Origin of the sequence: Nonlabens sp. Asnod3-H03, assembly GCF_045063665.1 — a bacterium.
Lineage (GTDB): Bacteria > Bacteroidota > Bacteroidia > Flavobacteriales > Flavobacteriaceae > Nonlabens > Nonlabens ulvanivorans.
Genome location: NZ_JBEFOD010000008.1, coordinates 1220187 through 1244341, shown reverse-complemented (window position 1 = coordinate 1244341; position 24155 = coordinate 1220187). Strand labels below are relative to the sequence as shown.

General features: G+C 35.4%; 24 protein-coding genes and 1 other RNA gene. 15 read left to right on the top strand and 10 right to left on the bottom strand.

From position 1 onward, the window contains the following. Positions 1 to 38 precede the first annotated feature (38 nt). Complete coding sequence (xerD, locus tag ACJJVI_RS08850) at positions 39 to 935, top strand: site-specific tyrosine recombinase XerD (protein ID WP_405351492.1); 897 nt, start codon at positions 39 to 41, stop codon at positions 933 to 935. 87 nt (positions 936 to 1022) lie between these two features. Next, positions 1023 to 1970, top strand: a complete 948-nt coding sequence (locus tag ACJJVI_RS08845) for an aldo/keto reductase (protein ID WP_036581678.1) — start codon at positions 1023 to 1025, stop codon at positions 1968 to 1970. A 308-nt stretch (positions 1971 to 2278) separates the two neighbouring features. Here the strand turns inward: ACJJVI_RS08845 and rny are convergent, their stop codons facing one another. The 4 genes from rny to ACJJVI_RS08825 all read right to left on the bottom strand — a co-directional run bounded on the left by rny (position 2279) and on the right by ACJJVI_RS08825 (position 4651). Then, a complete protein-coding gene (gene rny, locus ACJJVI_RS08840) occupies positions 2279 to 3862 on the bottom strand; it encodes a ribonuclease Y (RefSeq protein WP_397303440.1) in 1584 nt (527 codons plus the stop codon). 44 nt (positions 3863 to 3906) lie between these two features. Continuing rightward, positions 3907 to 4017: non-coding RNA, 6S RNA (gene ssrS, locus ACJJVI_RS08835), on the bottom strand. Positions 4018 to 4070: 53 nt separating this feature from the next. Beyond that, positions 4071 to 4361 carry a cell division protein ZapA gene (locus ACJJVI_RS08830; RefSeq protein WP_036581681.1) on the bottom strand — a complete coding sequence of 97 codons (291 nt, stop codon included), beginning with the start codon at positions 4359 to 4361 and terminating at the stop codon, positions 4071 to 4073. Beyond that, on the bottom strand, positions 4361 to 4651 hold the full coding sequence (locus ACJJVI_RS08825) for a hypothetical protein (protein ID WP_036581687.1): 291 nt from the start codon (positions 4649 to 4651) through the stop codon (positions 4361 to 4363). Before ACJJVI_RS08825 ends, ACJJVI_RS08830 begins: the two co-directional genes overlap by 1 nt. Before the next feature lie 131 nt (positions 4652 to 4782). Between ACJJVI_RS08825 and ACJJVI_RS08820 the strand changes: the two genes are divergently transcribed. Both ACJJVI_RS08820 and ACJJVI_RS08815 read left to right on the top strand, forming a co-directional pair. After that, entirely contained in the window at positions 4783 to 6492 is a 1710-nt protein-coding gene (locus ACJJVI_RS08820) for a M23 family metallopeptidase (RefSeq protein ID WP_405351488.1), read from the top strand. Positions 6493 to 6549: 57 nt separating this feature from the next. Continuing rightward, a complete protein-coding gene (locus tag ACJJVI_RS08815) occupies positions 6550 to 8988 on the top strand; it encodes a TonB-dependent receptor (protein WP_405351486.1) in 2439 nt (812 codons plus the stop codon). A 37-nt stretch (positions 8989 to 9025) separates the two neighbouring features. Here the strand turns inward: ACJJVI_RS08815 and ACJJVI_RS08810 are convergent, their stop codons facing one another. Further along, a complete protein-coding gene (locus tag ACJJVI_RS08810) occupies positions 9026 to 10177 on the bottom strand; it encodes a cysteine desulfurase family protein (RefSeq protein ID WP_042271224.1) in 1152 nt (383 codons plus the stop codon). Between ACJJVI_RS08810 and ACJJVI_RS08805 the strand changes: the two genes are divergently transcribed. Then, positions 10176 to 11141 (top strand): hypothetical protein, encoded by a 966-nt coding sequence (locus tag ACJJVI_RS08805; RefSeq protein ID WP_052408396.1) that lies wholly within the window; start codon positions 10176 to 10178, stop codon positions 11139 to 11141. The two genes, ACJJVI_RS08810 and ACJJVI_RS08805, sit on opposite strands and share 2 nt — an antisense overlap. Positions 11142 to 11146: 5 nt before the next feature. Here the strand turns inward: ACJJVI_RS08805 and ACJJVI_RS08800 are convergent, their stop codons facing one another. Next, positions 11147 to 11680, bottom strand: coding sequence for a Smr/MutS family protein (locus ACJJVI_RS08800; RefSeq protein WP_036582114.1), 534 nt, complete (start codon positions 11678 to 11680; stop codon positions 11147 to 11149). Positions 11681 to 11977: 297 nt separating this feature from the next. Between ACJJVI_RS08800 and ACJJVI_RS08795 the strand changes: the two genes are divergently transcribed. The 4 genes from ACJJVI_RS08795 (at position 11978) to ACJJVI_RS08780 (ending at position 15085) form a co-directional block, all read left to right on the top strand. Next, complete coding sequence (locus ACJJVI_RS08795) at positions 11978 to 13990, top strand: T9SS type A sorting domain-containing protein (protein WP_405351484.1); 2013 nt, start codon at positions 11978 to 11980, stop codon at positions 13988 to 13990. 1 nt (position 13991) lies between these two features. Next, a complete protein-coding gene (locus ACJJVI_RS08790; RefSeq protein WP_036581701.1) occupies positions 13992 to 14285 on the top strand; it encodes a DUF2752 domain-containing protein in 294 nt (97 codons plus the stop codon). 13 nt (positions 14286 to 14298) lie between these two features. Next, the gene (locus ACJJVI_RS08785; RefSeq protein ID WP_036581704.1) at positions 14299 to 14640 is read left to right on the top strand and encodes a CCC motif membrane protein; all 342 of its coding nucleotides are present in this window, start codon (positions 14299 to 14301) and stop codon (positions 14638 to 14640) included. A gap of 82 nt (positions 14641 to 14722) precedes the next feature. Beyond that, positions 14723 to 15085 (top strand): CCC motif membrane protein, encoded by a 363-nt coding sequence (locus ACJJVI_RS08780; protein ID WP_036581707.1) that lies wholly within the window; start codon positions 14723 to 14725, stop codon positions 15083 to 15085. A 67-nt stretch (positions 15086 to 15152) separates the two neighbouring features. On the opposite strand, the gene rocD is transcribed toward ACJJVI_RS08780, so the two are convergent. Then, positions 15153 to 16430, bottom strand: a complete 1278-nt coding sequence (gene rocD / locus ACJJVI_RS08775) for an ornithine--oxo-acid transaminase (RefSeq protein ID WP_036582116.1) — start codon at positions 16428 to 16430, stop codon at positions 15153 to 15155. 119 nt (positions 16431 to 16549) lie between these two features. Here rocD and rlmD point away from each other — a divergent pair, with 119 nt between their 5' ends. From rlmD to ACJJVI_RS08755, 4 genes are read left to right on the top strand one after another with little or no spacing between them, the layout of a single operon-like run. Further along, entirely contained in the window at positions 16550 to 17968 is a 1419-nt protein-coding gene (rlmD, locus tag ACJJVI_RS08770; protein WP_405351481.1) for a 23S rRNA (uracil(1939)-C(5))-methyltransferase RlmD, read from the top strand. A gap of 7 nt (positions 17969 to 17975) precedes the next feature. After that, positions 17976 to 19409 (top strand): TlpA family protein disulfide reductase, encoded by a 1434-nt coding sequence (locus tag ACJJVI_RS08765; RefSeq protein ID WP_405351480.1) that lies wholly within the window; start codon positions 17976 to 17978, stop codon positions 19407 to 19409. Next, the gene (locus ACJJVI_RS08760; RefSeq protein ID WP_036581711.1) at positions 19396 to 19914 is read left to right on the top strand and encodes a DUF6452 family protein; all 519 of its coding nucleotides are present in this window, start codon (positions 19396 to 19398) and stop codon (positions 19912 to 19914) included. The genes ACJJVI_RS08765 and ACJJVI_RS08760 overlap by 14 nt, the downstream gene beginning before the upstream one ends. Further along, positions 19898 to 20590 (top strand): DUF6048 family protein, encoded by a 693-nt coding sequence (locus tag ACJJVI_RS08755; RefSeq protein ID WP_042295729.1) that lies wholly within the window; start codon positions 19898 to 19900, stop codon positions 20588 to 20590. The genes ACJJVI_RS08760 and ACJJVI_RS08755 overlap by 17 nt, the downstream gene beginning before the upstream one ends. 81 nt (positions 20591 to 20671) lie before the next feature. Here the strand turns inward: ACJJVI_RS08755 and ACJJVI_RS08750 are convergent, their stop codons facing one another. The 3 genes from ACJJVI_RS08750 to ruvX are packed head-to-tail and all read right to left on the bottom strand — an operon-like array spanning position 20672 to position 22171. Continuing rightward, on the bottom strand, positions 20672 to 21073 hold the full coding sequence (locus tag ACJJVI_RS08750) for a DUF5606 domain-containing protein (protein ID WP_036581717.1): 402 nt from the start codon (positions 21071 to 21073) through the stop codon (positions 20672 to 20674). A 55-nt stretch (positions 21074 to 21128) separates the two neighbouring features. Continuing rightward, the gene (def, locus tag ACJJVI_RS08745; protein WP_348021745.1) at positions 21129 to 21719 is read right to left on the bottom strand and encodes a peptide deformylase; all 591 of its coding nucleotides are present in this window, start codon (positions 21717 to 21719) and stop codon (positions 21129 to 21131) included. A 32-nt stretch (positions 21720 to 21751) separates the two neighbouring features. Next, positions 21752 to 22171 (bottom strand): Holliday junction resolvase RuvX, encoded by a 420-nt coding sequence (gene ruvX / locus ACJJVI_RS08740; RefSeq protein WP_036581722.1) that lies wholly within the window; start codon positions 22169 to 22171, stop codon positions 21752 to 21754. Positions 22172 to 22275: 104 nt separating this feature from the next. Between ruvX and ACJJVI_RS08735 the strand changes: the two genes are divergently transcribed. After that, positions 22276 to 23091, top strand: a complete 816-nt coding sequence (locus ACJJVI_RS08735) for a 2,3,4,5-tetrahydropyridine-2,6-dicarboxylate N-succinyltransferase (protein WP_036581723.1) — start codon at positions 22276 to 22278, stop codon at positions 23089 to 23091. Next, on the top strand, positions 23091 to 24155 hold the full coding sequence (locus tag ACJJVI_RS08730) for a glycosyltransferase family 9 protein (RefSeq protein WP_042271211.1): 1065 nt from the start codon (positions 23091 to 23093) through the stop codon (positions 24153 to 24155). The genes ACJJVI_RS08735 and ACJJVI_RS08730 overlap by 1 nt, the downstream gene beginning before the upstream one ends.

Below are 24155 nucleotides of genomic sequence, written 5' to 3'. Positions count from 1 at the left end.
CCTAATTTATAAATAGTAATACTTCTACCTTTACAATTATGAAATGGGAACACAGCATTAAGGACTTTTTGACATACTCTAGATTGGAACGCAGTCTAGCAGATAATACCATAAAAGCTTATAAACGCGACCTAGAGAAGTTTACGACTTGGTTAACAGATTACAAGATATCTCAATCACCGATACACATTACCACAAATACAATCAGAGATTATATTTATGAACTCGCAAAAAACGTATCTGCTAGATCCCAAGCAAGAGCTTTAAGCAGTTTAAAAGCATTTTTCAATTACCTGATTCTTGAAGATTATAGAAAAGACAACCCACTAGAATTAATAGAATCGCCTAAAATAGGTCGCAAACTTCCAGACACTTTAAGCACAAGTGAGATTGACACACTTATTAATTCCATAGATCGATCTACACCACAAGGCGAGCGCAATCGTGCTATACTAGAAACATTGTACGGTTGTGGACTACGCGTGAGTGAACTCATTACACTGAAGATAAGTGACCTATTTTTTGAAGAAGGCTTTATAAAGGTAACTGGTAAAGGAGATAAACAACGATTTATACCTATAGGTGAATTTACTATAAACGTTATCAATCTTTATACAGATGAGATACGTTGCCACATACCTATTAAACCACAACATACAGACACTCTTTTCCTTAATAGACGTGGTGCAGGACTGACTAGAGCAATGATTTTTCACATTATAAAAGAGCTTAAAATTAAAGTAGGTATTACAAAAAAAATTAGTCCACACACGTTCAGACACTCATTTGCCACGCACCTCTTAGAAAATGGTGCTGACCTTAGATCTATTCAAATGATGCTAGGACATGAAAGCATCACCACCACAGAAATATATATGCACGTCGATCGTGCTCACCTCACTAAAATTATGGAAAAACACCATCCTAGGGCTTAGTTATTTTCTATTAAAGTTATGTCAAAGTAGTAGAATTGCTTTTATCTCGCTTACGCGAAAGCTAACTTTATAAAAAAACTAAAACTTATGAAATCTTTAAAATTTAAAAATGGTGATGAGCTATTCCCTATAGGATTAGGAACATGGAAATCAAAACCAGGCGAGGTTAAAAATGCTGTAATCAGCGCTTTAGAATCCGGTTATAAACACATAGACTGCGCCGCTATATATGGTAATGAGAAAGAAATAGGAGAAGCATTTAATGAGGTATTCTCTAAAGGAGAAATAAAAAGAGAAGATGTATGGATTACATCAAAACTATGGAACAATGCTCACTTACCTAAAGATGTAGAGCCAGCGATGAAACAAACGCTCAAGGATTTACAACTGGATTATCTAGATTTATATTTAATACACTGGCCAGTCGCATTTAAACCCGATGTACAGTCGCCAGAAGGTCCTGAAGATTATTTAACACCACAAGAGGCGCCTATCACTGATACATGGAACGCCATGGGAGAATTAAAACGAAAAGGTCTTGCAAAACATATAGGAGTTTCTAATTTCAGCAAACAAAAATTAGAAGAACTTATCGCAAATACAGATGAAGTGCCTGAAATGAATCAAGTTGAGCTTCATCCATTATTACAGCAAAATGAACTTTTTGAGTATTGCAGTAATAAAGGAATACATCTTACAGGCTATTCACCACTAGGTAGTGGAGACAGATCTGAAGGAATGAAACAAGAGAACGAACCTAATATGTTTGAAAAAACTGAAGTTCAAAATATTGCAAATAAGCATAATGTTTCTCCTGCACAAGTTCTAATCAACTGGTCAGCTCAAAGAGGAACTGCCGTGATTCCTAAATCTACAAATCCAGGTAGGATTAAGCAAAATCTTGAGTCTGCACAATTGCAGTTAGATAAAGATGACCTTAAAAACCTTGCCCAACTCGATGAACATTATAGGTATGTAACTGGTAAGTTTTTTGAAGTCGAAGAAAAAGGTTATAAGAATATTTATGACGAATAAACAAATGTTTAATTTAATGTAATTAAACATGTTACATAAAAAATACCCTTTAAAGGGTATTTTTTATGAGCTAGATTTTCTTAACTTTATACCGTAGTAATTAAGCAAAACTTTTTAAGTACGCATTAATTAAAAAGCTGTGAGAGATTTATTTTAATCACATCACTAATTATTATGAATATGAAAACCTGTAAAAAGGTGATCAAAAAGAAAACTCTAGACGTGTAGGGGCGACTAGAGTTTTACTTTATAATAAAAGAGCGCTGCATGATGCAGCGCTCTTTTTAGTTTAAGAAAACATAGCTTAATTACTTTGCTATATTAACAGCTCTAGTTTCTCTTATAACAGTTACTTTAACCTGACCAGGATAAGTCATGTCTGTTTGAATTTTTTGTGAAATTTCAAACGATAACTGTGCTGCCTTATCATCGCTTACTTTTTCACTTTCTACAATCACACGTAACTCGCGTCCTGCTTGAATGGCATATGCTTTTTCAACACCGTTGAAACCAAATGCAATTTCTTCAAGATCTTTTAATCGCTGAATGTACGAGTCTAGTACCTGACGTCTAGCTCCTGGACGTGCACCGCTTATAGCATCACACACCTGTACGATAGGAGAAAGTAATGATGTCATTTCAATTTCATCGTGGTGAGCACCTATAGCATTACAAACTTCTGGTTTCTCACCATGCTTTTCAGCTAGGTTCATACCTAAGATTGCGTGAGGAGTTTCATCTTCTGTTTCTGGCACCTTACCTATATCATGTAGTAATCCAGCGCGTTTTGCAAGTTTAGGATTCAACCCTAACTCTGCTGCCATAGTACCACATAACTTTGCTACTTCCCTACTGTGCTGCAATAAGTTTTGTCCATAAGAAGAACGATACTTCATTCTACCTACCATTTTAATTAATTCTGGATGTAGACCATGTATTCCTAAATCAATCACAGTACGTTTCCCAACCTCAGCAATTTCTTGATCAATCTGCTTTCTTGTTTTTGCAACAACCTCTTCAATTCTAGCTGGGTGAATACGTCCATCAGTTACTAATTTGTGTAATGATAAACGAGCTACCTCTCTACGTACTGAGTCAAAACAAGAAAGAATAATTGCGTCTGGTGTATCATCAACTATAATCTCAACACCAGTAGCAGCTTCAATAGCTCTAATATTGCGACCTTCTCGTCCTATTATACGACCTTTTACGTCGTCTGACTCAAGATTGAATACAGATACACAATTTTCTACAGCCTCTTCAGTACCTATGCGCTGTATTGTATTAATAATAACTTTACGTGCTTCTTGTGTTGCGGTAAGTTTTGCCTCTTCGATAGTACTTTGTACAATACTCATCGCTTCGGTCTTTGCCTTATCTTTTAAAGACTCTACTAATTGTTTTTTAGCATCTTCACCGGACATTCCACTAATAACCTCAAGTTGTTTTACCTGAGACTCGTGCATTTTTTCAACTTCGGCTTGTTTTTTAAGAATAGACTCTCTTTTAGAATCTAAGTCATTTATTTTATTGGATAATTTTTGCTCTAATTGTTTAGTTTTTGCAAGTTCACTAGACACTTTAGACTCTTTATCCCTTGTACGCTTTTCAGCATCGCTCATTTTCTTTTCGCGATTCATGATTTCTTTCTCATGTTGCGATTTAAGCTCTATAAATTTCTCTTTTGCCTTAAAAGTTTTTTCATTTTTAATTTTTTCGCCTTCTACTTGGGCTTCTTTAACTAAAGATTTTGCTTCTTTCTGTGCATCGGCTATAAGTTGTGAGGCTTTGCCTTTTTCAACTATTGATTTTGCTATGAAGTAGCCTATTGCTAGACCTACTATTAATGCTACGATAGCATATATGATTGGTGTCATTGCTGATGTTTCCATTGGTTATTATATATAAAAAAACCTGCACAAGTTGGGTTTTGAATGAACTCCTTAAATAAAGTTTAAGGTTAACTGGTTGATCAAGGATCCGGCTCATAGGTTCGGCTTGCTTTTACAACCACGACTCACCTTTTTTAAAGAATTACGTGTTGAGTTCACCAAAAAATGAAACAAGTGCAGGTAGTAACTGTTTATGTTTAAAGAACGACTAAGATAATTGTTGTGATAATAACTGGCTCAAGACTTCTAACTGTTCTTGTGCCTGGGCTACATCTTCACTACTATCTATATTTATTTGTTCAGCTTTTGCTGCAAATTGAAGAGCACACATTGCTAGAACGTCTTGCTTATCTCTTACGGCATAACTGCTTTCAAGCTGTTTAATCATCGCCTCGATATTTTTTGCTGCTTTACGCAAACCTTCTTCACGAGAAGGATCTATGGTTAGTGGATAAACACGATCTGCAATTGAAATCTTTATTTTTAGTTTATCTGCCACTATGAAGCTATTTGATCTATACACTGATCGAGTTCACGAATCAATGCGTTTATTTTGAGCTTGGTTTTTGTTTTATAATCGTCACTACCCAGCATAGCATTTGCGGTTTTAAGTGCCACAATTCTCTCTTCACTAACTTTTAACGCCTCAACGAGCTCTTTATTATCGTCTTCTAGCAAGGACATTTCAGCCTTTTGCTGTTCATTCTGCGTTTTTAATCGCACATTTTCTTCAATTAAAGCTTTGATTTTAAGCTCTATGGTTGCAATTTGGGAAGAAAGTGTTGGCACTTGAGCAAATTTTATACTGTTCTTACAAAATTAGGATTACCGCGAGACTTATCAAACATTATTGGAACAAAGTTTGAAAGACCAGTAAGAAATCTCTTTGCAAGTTGGCGCAAGCCTATTATATTTAGCCTATGTTACATAAAAAAATAATTTTCTTCTTCTCTTTGCTCGTTGTGTCCAATTTTGGCGCAAGCCAAAACCAAAAAAATATTCCTGAAGGTTATTTCAAGAATCCACTAGATATTGAATTAAAATTATCTGGAACTTTTGGAGAATTGCGCTCTAATCACTTTCATAGTGGTTTAGATATTAAAACAAACCAGCGCACTGGTTTAAAAGTTTATGCTACAGCTTCTGGTTATGTTAGTCGTATTAAAATTGAACGCTATGGTTATGGTAAAGCTATTTACATCACACATCCTAACGGATACACTAGCGTATATGCACACCTAGATAAATTATCTCCTCGTATAGAAGAGTATCTTAAAAAAAGACAGTACGATAATGAAACTTATGAAATCCAACTTTTCCCAACTGATCTTGAATTGAGAGTAGATCAAGGTGAGGTAGTTGCCTTTAGTGGTAATAGTGGCGGTAGCGGTGGACCTCACTTACATTTTGAAATTAGGGACAGTGCTGCAAGACCTATCAACCCAATGATGATGGGTATTAATGTACCTGACACTAAAAAGCCGTTAGTAAAGCAAGTAATGGCCTATCCACTAGATGAAAACGCAACTATAAATGGAAAGAATGAACCTACTCTTTTAAGGCTTATACCTTTAAAAACTGGTGGGTTTAAAACAGAAAAGCTAAATGCATATGGTACGATAGGTATAGGCGTTAATACCAGTGACCGTCAAAATGGTGGTAATAACCAGAATGGTGTTTATCAAATTAAAACCAGCTTTAACGGTACTCCTAATTTTGAAATTTGTTTTGACACTTATGCATTTAGTGAGACTAGATATTTGAATCAAATGATTGATTATGAGTTTTTCAAAGAAAAGAAAAGTCGTATTTCAAAATTATTTATTCCACCAGGAAGTCCATTAAGCCTTTACGGCAATTCAATTAATGACGGTAAACTATCCCTTTATGAACCTGGATCTAATAGTAGCTATCATATTGAAATCAAAGATTACCAAAACAATACCAGTAAGATTGTTGTAGACATCATTAATGATGAACCGCCTACAGAATTATTAGCACCTGATAATGACGGATTAGAATATGTAAGTCATTCAACCACATTCAATAGTAAAATGGGGAAATTTAACCTCACAATTCCCAAAGGTGCTTTATATGAAGACCAACTATTAGAAATCAAAGAAAACTTAGACACCATAACTATTCATAGAGACGTTGTACCGTTGCATAAAAACTTTATACTTGAATATGATATAAGCTCAAAAGCTGGTGATAATCTGGATCAATATTACATTGCACGTATTACCTCATGGGGTGCTGCCTATCACGTTAACACAAAACGCAATGGCAACAAACTGACTGCTTACAGTAAAATAATGGGAACTTATGCCATTACTAAGGATGATAAAAAACCTACTATTAAGCCCATCAATTTTAAAAACAAACAATGGATCAGTAAGAATAAAACATTAAAACTATCTATTGCAGATAAAGACAGTGGCATTGACGGATATCGAGCAACAGTAAATGGCAAATTCATTCTCATGGAGTACGATTATAAAACTGGTATCATCAAACACGATTTTTCAGATAATGTCGTTACAGATAGTGAAAACCACCTTAAAGTCATCGTAACGGACAATGCTGGAAATAGCACTACATTTGAAGCTACGTTTTTCCGCAAGATTTAATTAAGACATTTGAAGACCTACCTTTTCCTCGCTGCATTCCTTTTAAGCCTTATCACAATGGCTCAACAAGCCACTATACAAGGTGTTATTCTAGATGAATTTAATGAACCTGTAAAAGATGTAAATGTATCTATACAAGGCACTACAATTGGAACAGCCTCTAATGAAAATGGATTCTATCAATTAAAAGTGCCTGCAAATCAAAAAGTGGTCATCACATTTACCGCAATAAGTTATAAAGGTGGACAAAAGGAATTAACCCTTAAAAATCTTCAGGTTTATGAATTAAATCCTGTGATGGTTTCAAGTATTGAGATTATAGACACAGTAGTTTTAAACACTACCACACGCGAAGACCTAGAAGGTATTACAACCATAAGTGCAAAGGTGATACGTAAAATCCCTGGAGCACAGCCTGGTGTAGAGAACATTTTAAAATCATTACCTGGTGTAAGCGGCAGTAATGAATTAAGCACACAATATCGTGCTCGCGGTGGAAACTTTGATGAAAATCTCGTTTACATTAATGAAATCGAAGTATACAGGCCATTCTTAATACGCAGCGGTCAGCAAGAAGGATTGAGTTTTGTGAATTCTGACATGGTGCGTAGTGTAGACTTTAGTGCTGGTGGCTTTCAATCTAAATATGGTGATAAGTTAAGCTCTGTATTAGACATTGACTATCGTCGCCCTACAGCCTTTGGTGCAGGAATAGACGCTAGTTTACTAGGTGTGAATGCGTTTGTTGAAGGAGACGCTTTCGAGAAAGCGTTTACAGGAATACTAGGTGTGCGTTACAGAGATAATAGCTTATTAGTAAACTCTAGAGAAACCGAAGCTAATGCTATACCAAGATTCTTTGACGCACAGACCTACTTGACATATAAAATCAATTCAAAGTTAGAACTGGGCTTTCTAGGTAACATTGCGATTAACAGTTATGAATTTGAACCGAAACTTAGAGAAGCCAATTTTGGGACATTACAAGATGTCCAAGGAATTATAATCAATTATGAAGGTCGTGAAGATGACCAGTATGAAACCTATTTTGGAGCCCTTAAAGCTAGTTATGATGCTACCGAAAATTTAAGCCTAAGGTTTATTACTAGTGTTTATCATACTCAAGAACAAGAGCATTATGATATTTTAGCTAACTATGGTCTTGGAAGACCAAACACGGATATAGGAAGTAGTGATTTAGGGCAAATAGATTTTGTTACATCTGTAGGTTCTGAGCTAGAACATGGTCGTAATGACCTAGATGCTCTTATTATGACCGCAGAGCATCGTGGAACTCTGGAAATACCAAGTGAGAAAAAGGAAAACGATCGCCTCGATTGGGGAATTAAATTCTCTAAAGAAGATATAAGAGATCGTGTACGAGAATATAACGTGATCGACAGTGCAGGTTTTAATATAAGACCACCATTTGCTGACCTAGCAAACGATCAACCTTATGAACCTTTTACTGGACCACTCGTTCCTTTTGAATCTACTAGTGCAGATAATGATGTACAAGTGACACGTTATCAATTATTTGGTCAATATAGCAGTCGTGGTTATATCAAAGACACAGAGGTTTTTTGGAACGCTGGGATACGTTCCCATACCTGGAATGTAAGTGGTGACGGCATTGAAAGCACAACACAAACGGTAGTCTCGCCACGTGGTCAACTCGCTATAAAACCAGCCTGGAATAATACTGATATGCTCTTCCGTATTTCTGGTGGACTATATTACCAACCACCATTTTATAGAGAGTTACGTGACCAGCAAGGTGTAGTAAATCCTGCTGTAAAAGCACAAAAATCCATTCATGCTGTAATAGGAAACGACTGGAGTTTTAACTGGATATCTAGCGATGGTAAAAAACGACCTTTTAAATTAACAACTGAAGTTTATTACAAAGATCTGACAGATGTAAATACTTATACGCTAGAAAACGTACGCATCAGGTACAGAGCAAATAATGATGCCGTTGCATATGCCTATGGTGTAGACTTGCGTATTAATGGTGAATTTGTACCAGGTACCGAAAGCTGGTTCAGTGCTGGATATTTAAAGACAGAAGAGAATTTAAATGATAGAGGCTACATCGCAAGACCAACAGATCAGCGATTAAAATTTGCTGCATTATTTCAAGACTATGTTCCTAACATGCCGCATTTAAAAATGTATTTAAACTTAGTGTATAATACAGGCTTACCAGGTGGATCACCTAATTATGCAGACCCATATGATTTTCAGTTCCGTTTACAGGATTATCGTAGAGCAGATATAGGTATTAATTTAGTATTGAAAGACGATAAAAAGTCTAGTAAATTATTCAGCAATTTTGCTGAAGTGACCATTGGTGCAGAGATCTACAACATCTTTGATGAAAGTAACTCGATCACTAATATTTGGGTACGTGACGTTTCTAGCCAGCAGCAATTTGCTATTCCTAATGAGTTAACACCACGAGTATTTAACGTTAGACTGGTAGCGAGATTGTAAAAGTTTAGCTTTAAAATGACGCTTTCGCGAAAGCGTATTAAATAGACTCTAAATACTCTACTAAAACATCCACCACATAATCCAGCTCTTCTTTGGTATTAAAAATAGAGAAGCTAAATCTCAGACTAGGTTTATTTAAATCCTCGTCTGCCAAAACATTAGTTAATACGTGAGAGCCTTTTTGAGAACCACTCTGACAAGCACTACCTTTAGAACAAGCAATTCCTTTAAGATCCATTGTGAAAAGCAACATCGCTGCCTTATCTGCAGGACAAGGAAGACAGACGTTTAATAAGGTAAACGTACTGTTTTCATGATCACCACAGTTACCATTAAATTTCACACCAGGTATTTTTTCTAAAAGCTGAGCTTTAAAATAATCTTTAAGATCTTTAACATACTCGCGTTCTTTTTCTAGATTTTCATAAGCCATAGATAAAGACTTATCCATACCTACAATATTATGCACGCTTTCTGTACCAGCGCGGTAACCACGTTCTTGTGCACCACCTAAAATTAATGGTTTTAAACCGGTACCTTTTCTAATAAAAGCAAATCCAACACCTTTAGGACCATGAAACTTATGAGCACTTACCGCGGTAAAATCAACAGGTAGTTTAGAGAAATCCATTTCATAATGACCGATAGATTGCACACAATCACTATGAAAAAGTGTATTATATTTTTTACACATATTCCCTACTCGATCGATATCTAATTTGTTACCTATCTCATTATTAATATGCATCAAGCTTACAAGAGTTTTTTGAGACTCATCTTTAAGTAACTCTTGTAGGTGATCATAACTAGGCGTTCCACAATCTTGTAAATCTAAATATTCAACATGAGTTCCATATTTTTCTTTACAGTAGTCTACAATATAAAGAACAGCATGGTGCTCAATTTTTGTGGTAATGATACGTTGTACTCCTAGATCACGAACACAACTGTGAATGGCTAGATTATCTGCTTCAGTACCACCAGATGTAAAAATGATTTCTGCTGCTGTAACACCTAGTTGAGCTGCGATGTTCTTACGAGCATTTTCTATTAATGATTTTGCACTGCGACCATAACTATGTGTGCTGCTAGGGTTACCATAAACGTCCTGCATTACACGAGTCATCTCGTCGATTACTTCAGTTCTCATTTGTGTGGTAGCGGCACTATCTAAATATACTTGTCTCATGCCGGCAAAAGTAAAAGAAATGACCTTAAAAATTAACTTTAAAGCTCGAATAGTAATCCTTATTTTTGAAGATATGAAAAAACTGCTTTACCTAATAATCCCTATAGCTTTAATAGGCTGTGATGATGGCGACTTAATTCTAGAAGATTTAGATTTTGAAGGCGCAACTGTTCAAGCATGTGAAATCCCTGACGATGGTGACACATCAGACTATCTATTCTATATGATTAACGATACCGAAACAATATCATTACAGTTATCTACAATAGACGATATTTTGAGTTCTGAGGCAACACATGGTCCATACTCTTTAATTACTAATGATTTAGAATACCGTAAACTTAGTGACGCAGCAGGTAGTGATTATTTTTGTAATGATATACCACCGTCGAGCCCTACTACATTACAAACTTTTATAGGAGAAGATGGCGATGTCTATATTACAACTAGTATTGAAGAAGAAGATAATGATGGAATCAGTGCTGTGGACGAAGGAATAGCCACGTTACAAGACACAGATATGGATGGCCTACCAGATTACATCGATGAAGACGATGATGGTGATAATGTGTTAACTATCAATGAAGGTATTAATCTTACCGACCTTTCTTTAAGCCAAGACACAGATGGTGATGGAACACCAGATTATCTAGATAATGACGACGATGATGATGGTATCCCTACCATACAAGAAGACCTTAACCGAGATTTAAGTCCTGCAAATGACCGTCTTTTAGTCGGGACAGATTTACAACCCTACTACCTTATCAATTCTACAGAAATGGCTAGTCCAGCAATTGACACATTTAGACCACATGAATATTCAAGTACAGCAAATTTAGATATTAGTATAGAAGATTTAACAGCAACTAGTGATAGTCGCGAAATTATCATTGCTTTTTATGAGTTCGGAACATTTGTAAGAACAGTTACAACGACTATAACACCTAATTTCGTTCCTTAGAACATTTATTTAGGATTCTGATAGATGTAAACCTCTGTGGCGCCTCTTCCATATTTCTGAAAATCTGCATCATAATAGGTTATATCACTATAACGATCAAACAAAAATTCTAGTTCTTTTTTAAGCACACCTTCACCTATACCATGAATAAAAACTAGTTTAGGAATGCGTTCTTTACGAGCCCATTCTAGTTTATATCGAGCAGTATCCATTTGTGTATTAAGCTTATCATAGGCGTCCATACCACGTTCACTCTTTACTAATTGATGTATGTGTAAATCCACCTCAATGGCAGGTATTTCTTTAGATTTTTTACGAGAAACCTGTCGCTTTTTTCCTTTTTGAATAGGTACTTCTTCCTTAACAACAACACGGTCTACCTTAAACCTTTGATCTAAAATAAGCTCTGATTCATTATATTCAATTTCAATATCATCGTCAGTAATAATCGTTATTTGTTCCGCTTTCGCGGAAGCGACCACTCCACCAAACTCATCGTCCAACACCAATACTCGATCACCTACTTGAAATTTACTCATTTTCATCAATATTATCATCTTCTCGATTACGACTATAAAGATAAGCAGCAATCATAAGTGAAACTATCCCAGCGACTTGAAAGAACAAAACACCTTTTTCAAAATACATAGAGCACAGGAAAAATAGTATACCTGCAACAAGTGCAATCCCGTTAAATTGTTTTATATTTATCATATTCATCGTCAAATTTACACCATACATCTAATTTAAGTGTACATAATTAATATTTACATGAAACTTTTACGGTATAGGTATGAAAAGCTTTTATTTTGTAGTCGCTAGTTAATAGTATTTATATGAAAAATTTTATTTTAAGCATTCTCGCAGTTCTATTCATCAGTTCATTATCTGCACAGGTATATGTAGGTGATGGATTCATTTATTCAAAAGGAACTAATCTATATGCTAAAGGGAAAATAAATCTTTCTACTAACGGAAAGTTATATTTAAGAAACGAAGCTCAATTAATTCAAGGTGATGATGTAGATAATGAAGGAGCTGGTGTTTTATCTGTATTTCAAGAAGGAACATCAAATGAGTACACTTATAATTATTGGGGTTCACCTGTTGGACAAGCCACCAGTATCGGTAATCAAGATTTTGATTTAAACTCACAAATATATTTTCCTACATTACAAGAAGGGTTTACGGAAACAGGTTTTAATTCAAGTGCTCCTAACGCAGACTTGAGAACTAATCTAGTTATTGATGCCAGTATAGCTACTATTTCTGGTACATCTGACGCGACAGGAACTACGGATGCGCAAGACGCTAGTCTATTACCTGGAGACCCAGTAACTAATCCTTTAAAAATTTCAGGAAGATGGTTGTATAAATATGACACTAGCGGCGCTACTGCTTCTTATGGATCATGGAGAAGTGTTCAAGGTTCAACAGACGTAGAACCAGGAGTCGGTTTTACAATGAAAGGTGTGGTACAGTCTTCTGGTCCTAACCTAGTAAATGTAGGTACATACAGCACATTTTTCGGGCAGCGTTATGACTTTAGAGGCCGACCTAATAATGGAACGATTAACGTAAATGTTAACGTAGATAATGTTGCAGTAGTTGGTAATCCTTATCCTTCTGCATTAGACTTAAAAAGCTTTTTGGAAGATAATGTAGCTTATGATGGGATGGGTGATTTTGACACCAGTATGTCACAGATTGACGCAGTGGTTTATTTCTGGGAATCAAAAAGTACAAGTCATCAGCTTACTGATTACATAGGTGGTTATGGTTCTTATGTGCCTAACGGTTTTGATCCAGGAACAGAAGATGGATATGACAACAATGGTACTTATGTTCAAGCTGCTTATAGTAGATATAATACTGATGGAACACCTTCATCAGGAAGTACAGCTGGTGGTACTGATGGTCTTACTGGACCTATCGGAACATTAAGTAGAAGATACGCACCAATAGGTCAAGGTTTTGTTGTTACAAGATCACTAGTAAGTGGAACAAATCCTGATGGTTTTAATGTATCAGACGGTTTAGGTTCTGTAGAATTTAATAATTCACAACGCGCATTTTACAAGGAAAGCGATGGTAGTCTTTCATTTTTCGCAGCTGCTCCAGGTAGCAACAATAACAATCCTATCAACAGCACACCAGCACATGTATTACCTAAGATAAGATTTAATGTCGCGGTTAATGATTTATATGTTCGTGAATTAGTACTTCAATTCCATACATCAACTACGATGGGTAGAGATATAGGTTGGGAAGCACCTGTTTCACAAAACAAACAAGCAAATGATGTATATATGCCAGTTGCAAATCAAGGATTAATTATTAATTCTATTCCTTTTTCTACAGATAAAAAAGTGCCATTAAGTTTTGATCTTACTAGTAATAGTTCATTTGATTTCAGTATCAAAACACTAGAAAACTTTGATACACCATTTATTCTGTTGCATGACAAACAAACTAATACGATTTATGACTTAAAGAATGGTACATCTACTATTTCTTTAGCAGCAGGAACTATTGATGATCGTTTTGAAATTATTTTTCAAGACCCGACAACACTTTCTAATGATGAAATTGTTAACGCTGAAAAAGAATTTGATATAGTACAAAACAATAGTCGTCAAGAATTAACTATCTTCAATCCTAATGGAATCGAGGTAAGCAACATCTCTTTATTTGACCTTGCTGGAAAAGAACTAATCTCAAGTAAAGAAGGAACTTCTAATAGTGCTTATACTTTTGAAACAAGTAACTTTAGCACAGGAATCTACATCGTAAGAGTGATTACTGCTGACCAAAGAGAAGCTGCTGTAAAAGTGAGTATCAGTAATTAATATGAATATACTAAATGCCGATGATAGCTGGATGCTACCATGCATGAGTAAAAAAATGACTGGAATGGACTGTCCTGGATGTGGTATCCAGCGGTCCATTTCCTTTTTAATGAAAGGCGAAGTTGTTGATGCATTCTTTATGTATCCGGGAATTTACCCGATGTTTTTTCTTTTTGTTTTTCTTACATTTGACTGGTTCTTTAAAATTAAACATGGAGAGAAAATCAAGCTAACGCTTGCCATACTCACCATAGGAACTATTTTAATTAACTATATCATTAAATTAATCTTTTAACCAATCAATCATTATGCAAAAATTAAACACAACCCTAGTTTACATACTATCTGTAGTAGGTTTTATATGCTGTTGCTTCAGTGGTGTCGGAGTGATACCAGCCGGAATAGCCTTTTACCTTGCAAACAAAGGAGTTAAAGAATATGAAGCTAATCCAGAGGCATACTCTAATGGACCAGCGATGAAAACAGCAAAAACTGTTTCATTAGTAGTTACTGTAATAGCAGGACTAATGGCTCTTTATAGTATTTACAACTTTGTTTCTACAACTCCAGAAGAAAGAGCTCAACAACAACGTGAAATGCTAGAACAATTTGGTATGGATCCAGAAATGATGGAAGACGCTGGATATTAATCCGATCTTTTCATAAATTTTATAAGGGAACGCAATGCGTTCCCTTTTTTATTATTTTTACGTTTTAATCAAAATATAAATCATGCAAAAATTAAACACCACTGCCATATACATCCTTTCGGTTGTTGGTTTCTTATGTTGTTGTTTCTATGGAATAGGTACTATTGCAGCCATCATAGCACTAGTTCTAGCAAATAAGGAACTAGCTAAGTACAATGCAGATCCTGAACTTTACAGTAATGGAAAAGCAATGAAAACAGCAAAAACACTAGCTATAGTATCATTAGTTATTTCTCTAATCGGATTAGCGTTTATCATTTGGTTTTATTTCAACCAATGTGAATTTTATGAATGGTATATAGAATTTGCTTTAAATAATCCAGGCGTTACTGAAGAGCAACTAGCTCCATTATACGATGCCATGGAAGAAGCAGGATGTAGATAACATTACGACATCTTTTAAAATAAAAAAGGCTCGCAATTGCGAGCCTTTTTTATTTTAATTAATTGGTTTACTCAAAACTCTTAAGAGTATGAATAATGATATCGATACATTCATCTAGTTGCTCTTGAGTCATTACCAATGGTGGTGCAAATCTAATAATATTACCATGTGTAGGTTTAGCTAGCAATCCGTTATCACGAAGCTTTAAGCATATGTTCCACGCTGTATCACCTTCTTCAGTATCGTTAATCACAATCGCGTTTAATAAACCACGACCTCTTACTAAAGTAACTGTATCAGTAGTCTCTATATATTCATTAATTCGAGATCTAAAGTGATTACCTAATTCACGTGCATTTTGAGCTAACTTCTCATCCTTTACAACATCAAGTGCTGCCATACCTACTACCGCTGCTACTGGATTACCACCAAAGGTACTTCCATGCTGTCCAGGTTTAATGACATTCATTATTTCATTATTTGACAGTACTGCACTTACGGGATAAGCTCCACCAGATAAAGCTTTTCCTAATATCAGAACATCTGGCTGCGCATAAGTTGCGGCTTGCTTTTCACAATGTCCAGCACAATCACATTTACCACATACCGCAAGTAAAGCACCGGTTCTAGCGATTCCTGTTTGTATTTCATCTGCAATAAAAAGAGCGTTGTACTTTTTACAAAGTTCTTGCGATGCTCTCATATAATTATCATCTGGAGTATAAACACCAGCTTCACCTTGAATAGGCTCTACAAGAAAACCTGCCACATTATCTTGCTGCAATGCTTCTTCTAGGGCAGCCGTATCATCATAAGGAATCTTAATAAAACCAGGAGTATAAGGACCAAAGTTCTTACGTGCACCTTCATCATTTGAGAATGATATAATGGTTGTAGTACGACCGTGAAAATTATTCTCGGCAACTATAATTTTTGCTTCATGCTCTGCAACACCTTTTTTCTCATAAGCCCATTTACGAGCAATTTTGATAGCGGTCTCCACTGCTTCAGCACCAGTATTCATCGGCAGTACTTTATCAAAGCCAAAATACTCGGTCATGTATTTTTCATAAACGCCTAACTTATCGTTATGAAAAGCTCGCGATGTTAAGGTTAATGTTTGTGCTTGCTGGTTCATAGCATCTACAATCGCAGGATGACAATGTCCTTGATTTACTGCAGAGTAAGCACTTAAAAAGTCATAGTAACGCTTACCTTCTACATCCCATACATATACACCATCACCTTTCTCAAGTACCACTGGTAGTGGATGATAATTATGTGCTCCATGTTCATCTTCTAGATCTATGTAATGTTGACTTCCATTTTTAGTCGCTGTGCTCATAAGTTGTTTTTTATCTAAGTCGCAATTTACAAAAAGAGCTGTCCAAGACATGAAGCTATAGCTTAAATTTTATAGAAATTATGAGCTACACCTCAGTCTATTCTCTTAAATTTGGACACATGTCAAAAAGAAGAAATCGAGCAAATAAAACCTTTGAAAATGTTCCTGTAGTAGATGCCGGAGCAAAAGGGAAAAGCGTAGCCAAAACTGAAGATGGCGCCGTGATATTTTTAAAAAATGCAGTGCCAGGTGATGTGGTAGACATCAAAACTTTCAAAAAGAGAAAATCTTTTTATGAAGGAGAAGCGACTGTGTTTCACACCCTTTCAGATCGTCGTACAAAGCCGGTCTGCAAGCACTTTGGAACCTGTGGTGGTTGTAAGTGGCAACATATGGCTTATGATAGCCAGCTGTTTTTTAAACAGAAAGAAGTTGTTGAAAACCTTACCAGAATAGGTCATTTAGACTTACCAGAGGTTACTCCTATTGCAGGATCTGCAGATCAGTATTACTATCGCAATAAGATGGAATTCAGCTTTTCAGCCAGCAGATGGTTGACCTTAGAAGAAATTCAGAGTGATGTTCAAATCGAAGATAAAAAAGCGTTAGGCTTTCACATTCCAGGAATGTGGGATAAAATATTGCACCTAGATGAATGTCATTTACATCCTACCATTGGAGAGCAGATAAGGTTGAGTGTTCACGCTTTCGCGGAAGCGGAACATATAGAATACTTTAATCCTAGAGAAAAAACAGGTGTTTTAAGGACATTAATGCTGCGTATGTCATCCATAGGAGAAACGATGGTTGTGATACAATTCTTTAAGGAAGATGAAAATGCTAGAATAGCTTTATTGGAGCACTTGAAAACTTCTTTTCCTCAAATTAAATCGTTGCAGTACATTATAAATGAAAAGGCTAACGATACTATTTATGATCAAGAAGTTATATGTTATGATGGACGTGATCATATCTTTGAAGAAATGGAAGGATTACAGTTTAAAATCAACGCAAAATCTTTCTATCAAACTAACTCACAGCAAGCCTATGAATTATATAAAATCACAAGAGACTTTGCAGGATTAACAGGTAAGGAATTAGTTTATGACTTATATACAGGTACTGGAACTATTGCACAATTTGTAGCAAAGAAGGCTAAACATGTAGTAGGAATCGAATCTGTTCCTGTAGCGATTGAAGATGCAAAGGCAAACGCAGCACACAATAATATAGACAATTCCACATTTTTTGCTGGTGATATGAGAGATGTTTTTACTGCAGATTTTATAGCTGAACATGGCGCACCAGATGTGGTTATCACAGATCCACCACGTGATGGTATGCATAAAGATGTTGTAGCACAATTACTAGCTCTTGCTGCACCACGAATCGTTTATGTAAGTTGTAACAGTGCAACACAAGCTAGAGATCTTGCGTTATTAAAAGAACAATATAAAGTGGTAAAATATCAACCAGTAGATATGTTCCCGCAAACGCATCATGTAGAAAGTGTTGTGCTTTTAGAAATAATAAAATAATTCTATTATGAAAAAATCACTCTTTATCGTTCTTATTATTGCAAGCTTTATAGCCTGTGGTGATAAACAAGATAACGAATCGATACGTAAAGAAGCTCAAATATCAGGTAAAATCACTGCTGTTGACTCAATAGATATTCCAGAAAAATTGGTTACTTATCTATACAATGAAACCAAAGCAGATTATGACCAGATAGAAATTGAAGTAGGGAAAGATGGTGCTTTTACATCTACACTACCGGTAGACAGATCTATGAGTATATCTATATATGGTGATTATGGCGTTCAATTACTGATTAGTCCTGGTGATTCTATTCATATTGCTACAGATGCGAGATTTGAAAAGGTAACGTATGATGGGAAAGGTGGCGATGTCAACACAGCACTTACTGCCTATAAAGACAACAATCCAACAGAGAAATTATTAGAATCTGAAGAAGTCTTATCTCCACAAGATTATGCTTTATTACTAGACAGTATATCTATTGAAGTTCAATCTTATAATAAGGATTTTCTAGCTAATCATGACCAGCAAGTTTTACAAGATTATGTAATGTCTGAAGAGGCATTTTTAATACCTGCAAAAAAACTCGCCTATGCTCTTTATAGTCCACAAGGAGCTGTTGCGTTAAACGATAGTACATTCACAAATAGCTTTAATAATTTACCAGAGTACAAAATAGAATATGACCTCAACACCAATAACCCTGCGATGATTGCAAATTATCTAGGTTATGTATGGGAAGTAGATGCTTTAGAAAATACAACTGAGTCGAGAGAAAAAGCTTTTATGAACCGTTTAATGTCGTTAGAAAACAATGACTACTTAAAAAAGAAAATATTACAAAGTAAGGTAATGAATAAGTTAGAAGACAACAATGTTTCTTTTTATGAAAACCATAAAGATGAAGTTGACCTTGTTTTTAATAATACTCCTATTCTAGCAACAGTGTCACAGAAATATGACGAAGTAAAAAAATTACTTAATAACCCAGAATTACCTGTAGATACAGAGCTTTTAACTTTTAAATCTGAAGATGCTACTCAATTCATAGATGAAATTATAGAAAATGCTGATGGTAAAGTGATCTATATTGATAATTGGGCAACATGGTGTGGACCATGTAAAAGTGAGTTTAAAAATGCCTCACCAGCATTGCATGAGAAATTTAAGGATGATGTTGAATTTGTGTATTTATGTCACCAAAGTAAGGAAGCTGGTTATGTACCTTCTATTTCAAAATTCAAAATCGCTGGAAAGCATTACTTTTTAACTGAAGATCAATCAAGACCTATCTTCAAACAAATAAATTTAGAAGGTTTTCCTACTTACACAATTATAAATAAAAACGGAGACATCGTTTTATCTGACTACATTCACAGACCTAGTTATGCTAAAACTACCGAGATTCTTACAGGCTTAATTAATGAAGAAATATAACTACACTTTATTACTAAGTATTATCCTTTTAATGACTGGTTTATCTAGTTGTGAAAAAGATGATTTATGCGACCCTTCATTAAGCGTGACACCGCGTTTAATTATTAAATTCACTGATATAGGTAATCCGGAAGAATCTAAAGAGGTAGAACAATTACAAATAAGAGAAATAGGTTTTACAGAATTTGCTCCTTTAGACAGTGAAGGTTCAACCTTACTCACCGCCGTTGACTCTATTGCAATACCATTAAGAACAGATAGCAATAACACTAGCTATGAATTTTTCTTAGATGATGATGACGGCACTAATATAGATAGCATAGACTTTAATTATAATCTTGATGAAATTTACATTAATAGAGCATGTGGTTTTAAAATTGTTTATAATGAACTAGGCGCATTCAGATTACCAGAACCTACTGGTGATGAATGGATTATAAACATTCAAGTAGTTACTCCTGAAGTTACATCAAATAACGACATACACATTGAGATACGTCACTAACATATTAATATTACTTGTAGGTTTAGTAGCGTTTTCACAAACGCAAGAGAAAACTGCAGTTGACAGCGTTCAGTATAAACGCACCTATGGTTTGCGGTTAGGAATAGATGCAGCCAGTTTAATACGCACTGGTATTGATCCAGAATATAATGGGTTTCAAATCTTAGCAGATTACAGAATAAAAAATAAGCTATACATCGCTGGGGAATTAGGTAATGAAAATATAGATCGTAATTCTGACAGAATAGATTTTAAAACCAGCGGTTCATATTTTAAAGCAGGTATTGATTACAACTTATATCAAAACTGGCTAGACATGGATAACATGATTTATTTTGGCGCACGACTAGGTGCCGCAAATTTTTCACAGAATTTATTGAGGTATGACTATGCTCAAGACAATAGTTATTTCCCTGTTTTCACTAATGTTGTAGACAGAGAGTTTAAAGGTCTTACCGCAGTATGGTTAGAATTACAACTAGGTATTAAGGTTGAAGTATTACCTAATTTATATATGGTGGCAAACGTGCAGTTAAAGAGAATGATTACAGAAAAAACTCCTGATAATTTTGACAACTTGTATGTACCAGGCTTTGGTAAAACTTATGACACTAGTGAAATAGGTGTAGGTTATACTTATGGTCTGATGTACCGTATTCCATTTTTTAAGAAATAAAAGCATTAAACTATCACACTTATAAAAAAAGCCTTTCAATTCAGAAAGGCTTTTTTTATCTTCTTATATCATAATCTAACTCTATTCTTCTTCTTGACTAAGAGAATTTAATAAATCATTAGATTGAAGTAAGTTATACCATTGCACTACCTTTTTAATATCACTAGCATATACTCGATCCTCGTCATAGTTAGGTAACACCTCACTAAAATAAGACTGTAGTTCTTTCTTACTTACTTTGTGATTGATTGAAGGACCTTGATTTTCTTTTTCAGCAATCTTTTGAAACACTTCCTTAAGCGGTACTTCAGTCTCATAAGTATAAATAGAGATATCTTTAAGTACACTCACGTTATGGTTGATTCCTATTATAGCTGTTTTCTTATCGATTAAAGATTCGACTACAAAACCATTACGGGTTTTAGTCTTTAATTGATATAAACCTGGCTTACCTGTTACTGATAAAATGTTTTCTAAACTCATATTCTTCTTTTTCTGAGGACGGCAAATATATTAAACCTCATCTTTAAAATGGTGATTATTTTCTTCCTTTCACTTCTGGAAAACGCATGCGATAATCGATACTTACTTTTCCTTTAGAAATATTAGCAAGCTTCCCTTTTATTAATCGCTTTTTTAGGGAAGATATTTTATCAGTAAATAAAATTCCTTCAATATGATCATACTCATGTTGAATAACACGAGCCATTAAACCCGTATAAGTCTCGGTTACTTCATTAAAATTTTCATCACTGTATCTAATGGTCACTTCTTCTGGTCTAAAAACATCTTCTCTTACATTAGGTATACTTAGACAACCTTCATTAAAAGCCCATTCTTCTCCATTCTCTTCTACGATATGTGCATTTATAAAAGCCTTTTTAAAAGAACCTAACTGTTCCTGCTCTTCAGGTGATAAATCTGGATCATCTCCAAAAGGTGATGTATCTACCAAAAAAATACGAATAGGCATACCTACCTGTGGTGCCGCCAGCCCTACTCCGCTCGCCCCATACATGGTTTCCCACATATTTTCTAGAACTTTATCTAGATTAGGATAATCAGGTGTGATATCCTTTGCTACTTTTCTTAATACTGGATCGCCATAAGCGACTATAGGATAAATCATGTGTTCTGAATGATTAATTTTAATAATTCTATTTAAAAAGGACTTTTCTTGTCCATAAATGTTTGCAATATAATAGTCGCGGCTATTTCATCTACTAGCGCCTTATTCCTACGCTTGGATTTACTCAATCCACTATCAATCATAGTCTGAAAAGCCATCTTTGAAGTAAATCGCTCATCGACTCTTTCGATAGTTATGTGAGGATATTTTTCTTGTAACGCTTTCGCGAAAGCGTGAATAACACTACCCAACTCACTATCTGTATAGTCCATCTGTTTAGGCTCACCAATGACAATGGTTTCTACATCTTCTGACTTTAAATACTTTTCTATAAAAACCGACAATTCATGCGTCGCAACAGTAGTCAGTCCAGACGCAATAATTTGCATAGGATCTGTTACCGCGATACCGGTTCGTTTTTTACCATAATCTATAGCCAGTATTCTACTCATAAGAACTGCAAAAATAAGGTTATTTGTGAACTAGTTGCTAAAATCGAGCCAAGGCATGAAAACCTATAAATGTTTCCATTTATATTTGTAAAAAATCAAAAGCTTTGGATCAATTACAAAACGTTATAGAAGCAGCATGGGATGATCGTTCCCAGCTAGAGAATGCAGTAACTCAAACTGCTATTAGAGAGGTTGTAGAAATGTTAGATCGCGGTACTTTGCGAGTGGCACAACCTAGTGAAGATGGTTGGGTCGTAAATGAATGGGTTAAAAAAGCAGTAGTTCTTTATTTCCCTATACAGAAAATGGAGACTATTGAATGTGGTCCATTAGAATTTCACGATAAAATTCCACTTAAAACTGGATATGCAGATAAAGGAATACGTGTTGTACCACATGCCGTTGCTAGACATGGTGCTTATATTTCAAAAGGTGTCATAATGATGCCTAGTTATATCAACATAGGTGCCTATGTAGATGAAGGTACCATGGTTGACACTTGGGCTACCGTAGGTAGTTGTGCTCAAATTGGAAAAAATGTACACTTAAGTGGTGGTGTAGGTATAGGTGGTGTTCTTGAACCATTACAAGCCGCACCAGTAATTATAGAAGATGGCGCGTTTATAGGATCTAGATGCATCGTTGTAGAAGGAGTACATGTAGAAAAAGAAGCCGTGTTAGGTGCAAATGTTGTACTTACAATGAGTACAAAGATTATAGATGTTACCGGTGATGAGCCAGTTGAAATGAAAGGACGTGTACCTGAAAGATCAGTAGTGATTCCTGGCAGTTATTCGAAAGAGTTTCCTTCTGGAACTTATAATGTACCATGTGCATTAATCATAGGTAAACGCAAAGAAAGTACTAATAAAAAGACTTCTTTGAACGACGCGTTGCGTGAGTATAATGTAGCAGTTTAGTGAATATACTGCTCATTCAATATAAAATGATAGGTGATGTACTGACCAGTACTATCATCGCAGAGCAGTTAAAAATCATCTATCCAGACGCTCAAATTCATTATCTGATTTCTAAAACAGCACTTGCTGTTGTGGAAGGTAACACAGCTATTGATAAATTTATTTGTGTAGACAATAAAGAGTTTGATAGCTGGAGAGGTGTGTTCACGCTTGCGCGAAAGCTCAAAAAAAACAACTATTCTATTTCCATAGATGCCTATGGAAAAAATAACAGCGCATTACTATCTAGAATAGTGGGCGCTGTTCAAAGAATAGGATATAAAAAGTGGTTTGCACCATGGGCTTACACAACCGCTATAAAAAATAGTCCTGATCCTGAAATTTATAAAACAGGATTATCATTAGGTAGTCGCTTGCTTTTAACCGCATCATTGACTCAAAACGTACAATGGGATTTATTACCTAAAATTCATCTTTCTGAATCCGAAAAGCAGGAAGGTAAGAATTGGTTGATAGAAAACGGGCTTGATTTGAACTCACCTATTACAATGGTGAGTGCTTTAGGGTCTAGTATGAACAAGACTCTACCTTTGATTTATATGGCACAAGTTGTTGACCTAACGGTTCAAAAAACTGGTAGCCAGGTACTTTTCAATTACCTGCCTTCCCAAAAAGATCAAGCTTTTGAAATATACAATGCTTGTCTACCTGAAACACAAAAACATATTTTTATAAACGCAATTACTCCTAGTTTACGTGACTATCTAAAAGTTCTTCACCACTGTACTACTGTAATAGGCAATGAAGGTGGCGCTATAAATATGGGTAAGGCACTGGATATACCTAGCTTTGCTATTTTCAGCCCATGGATCAATAAACGTTCTTGGAACGCTGGTGAAGATGGAAAGAAACACATTTCTGTTCACCTTAAAGACTTTAAGCCAGAACTTTATGGCACAAAAAAAGCGAGTGCTTTTAAAAAACAAGCGCAAGAACTATATCAACATTTTAAGCCTGTGTTAATGTTTGAAAATTTGAAAAAGTTCGTGGATGGGAATTATTAA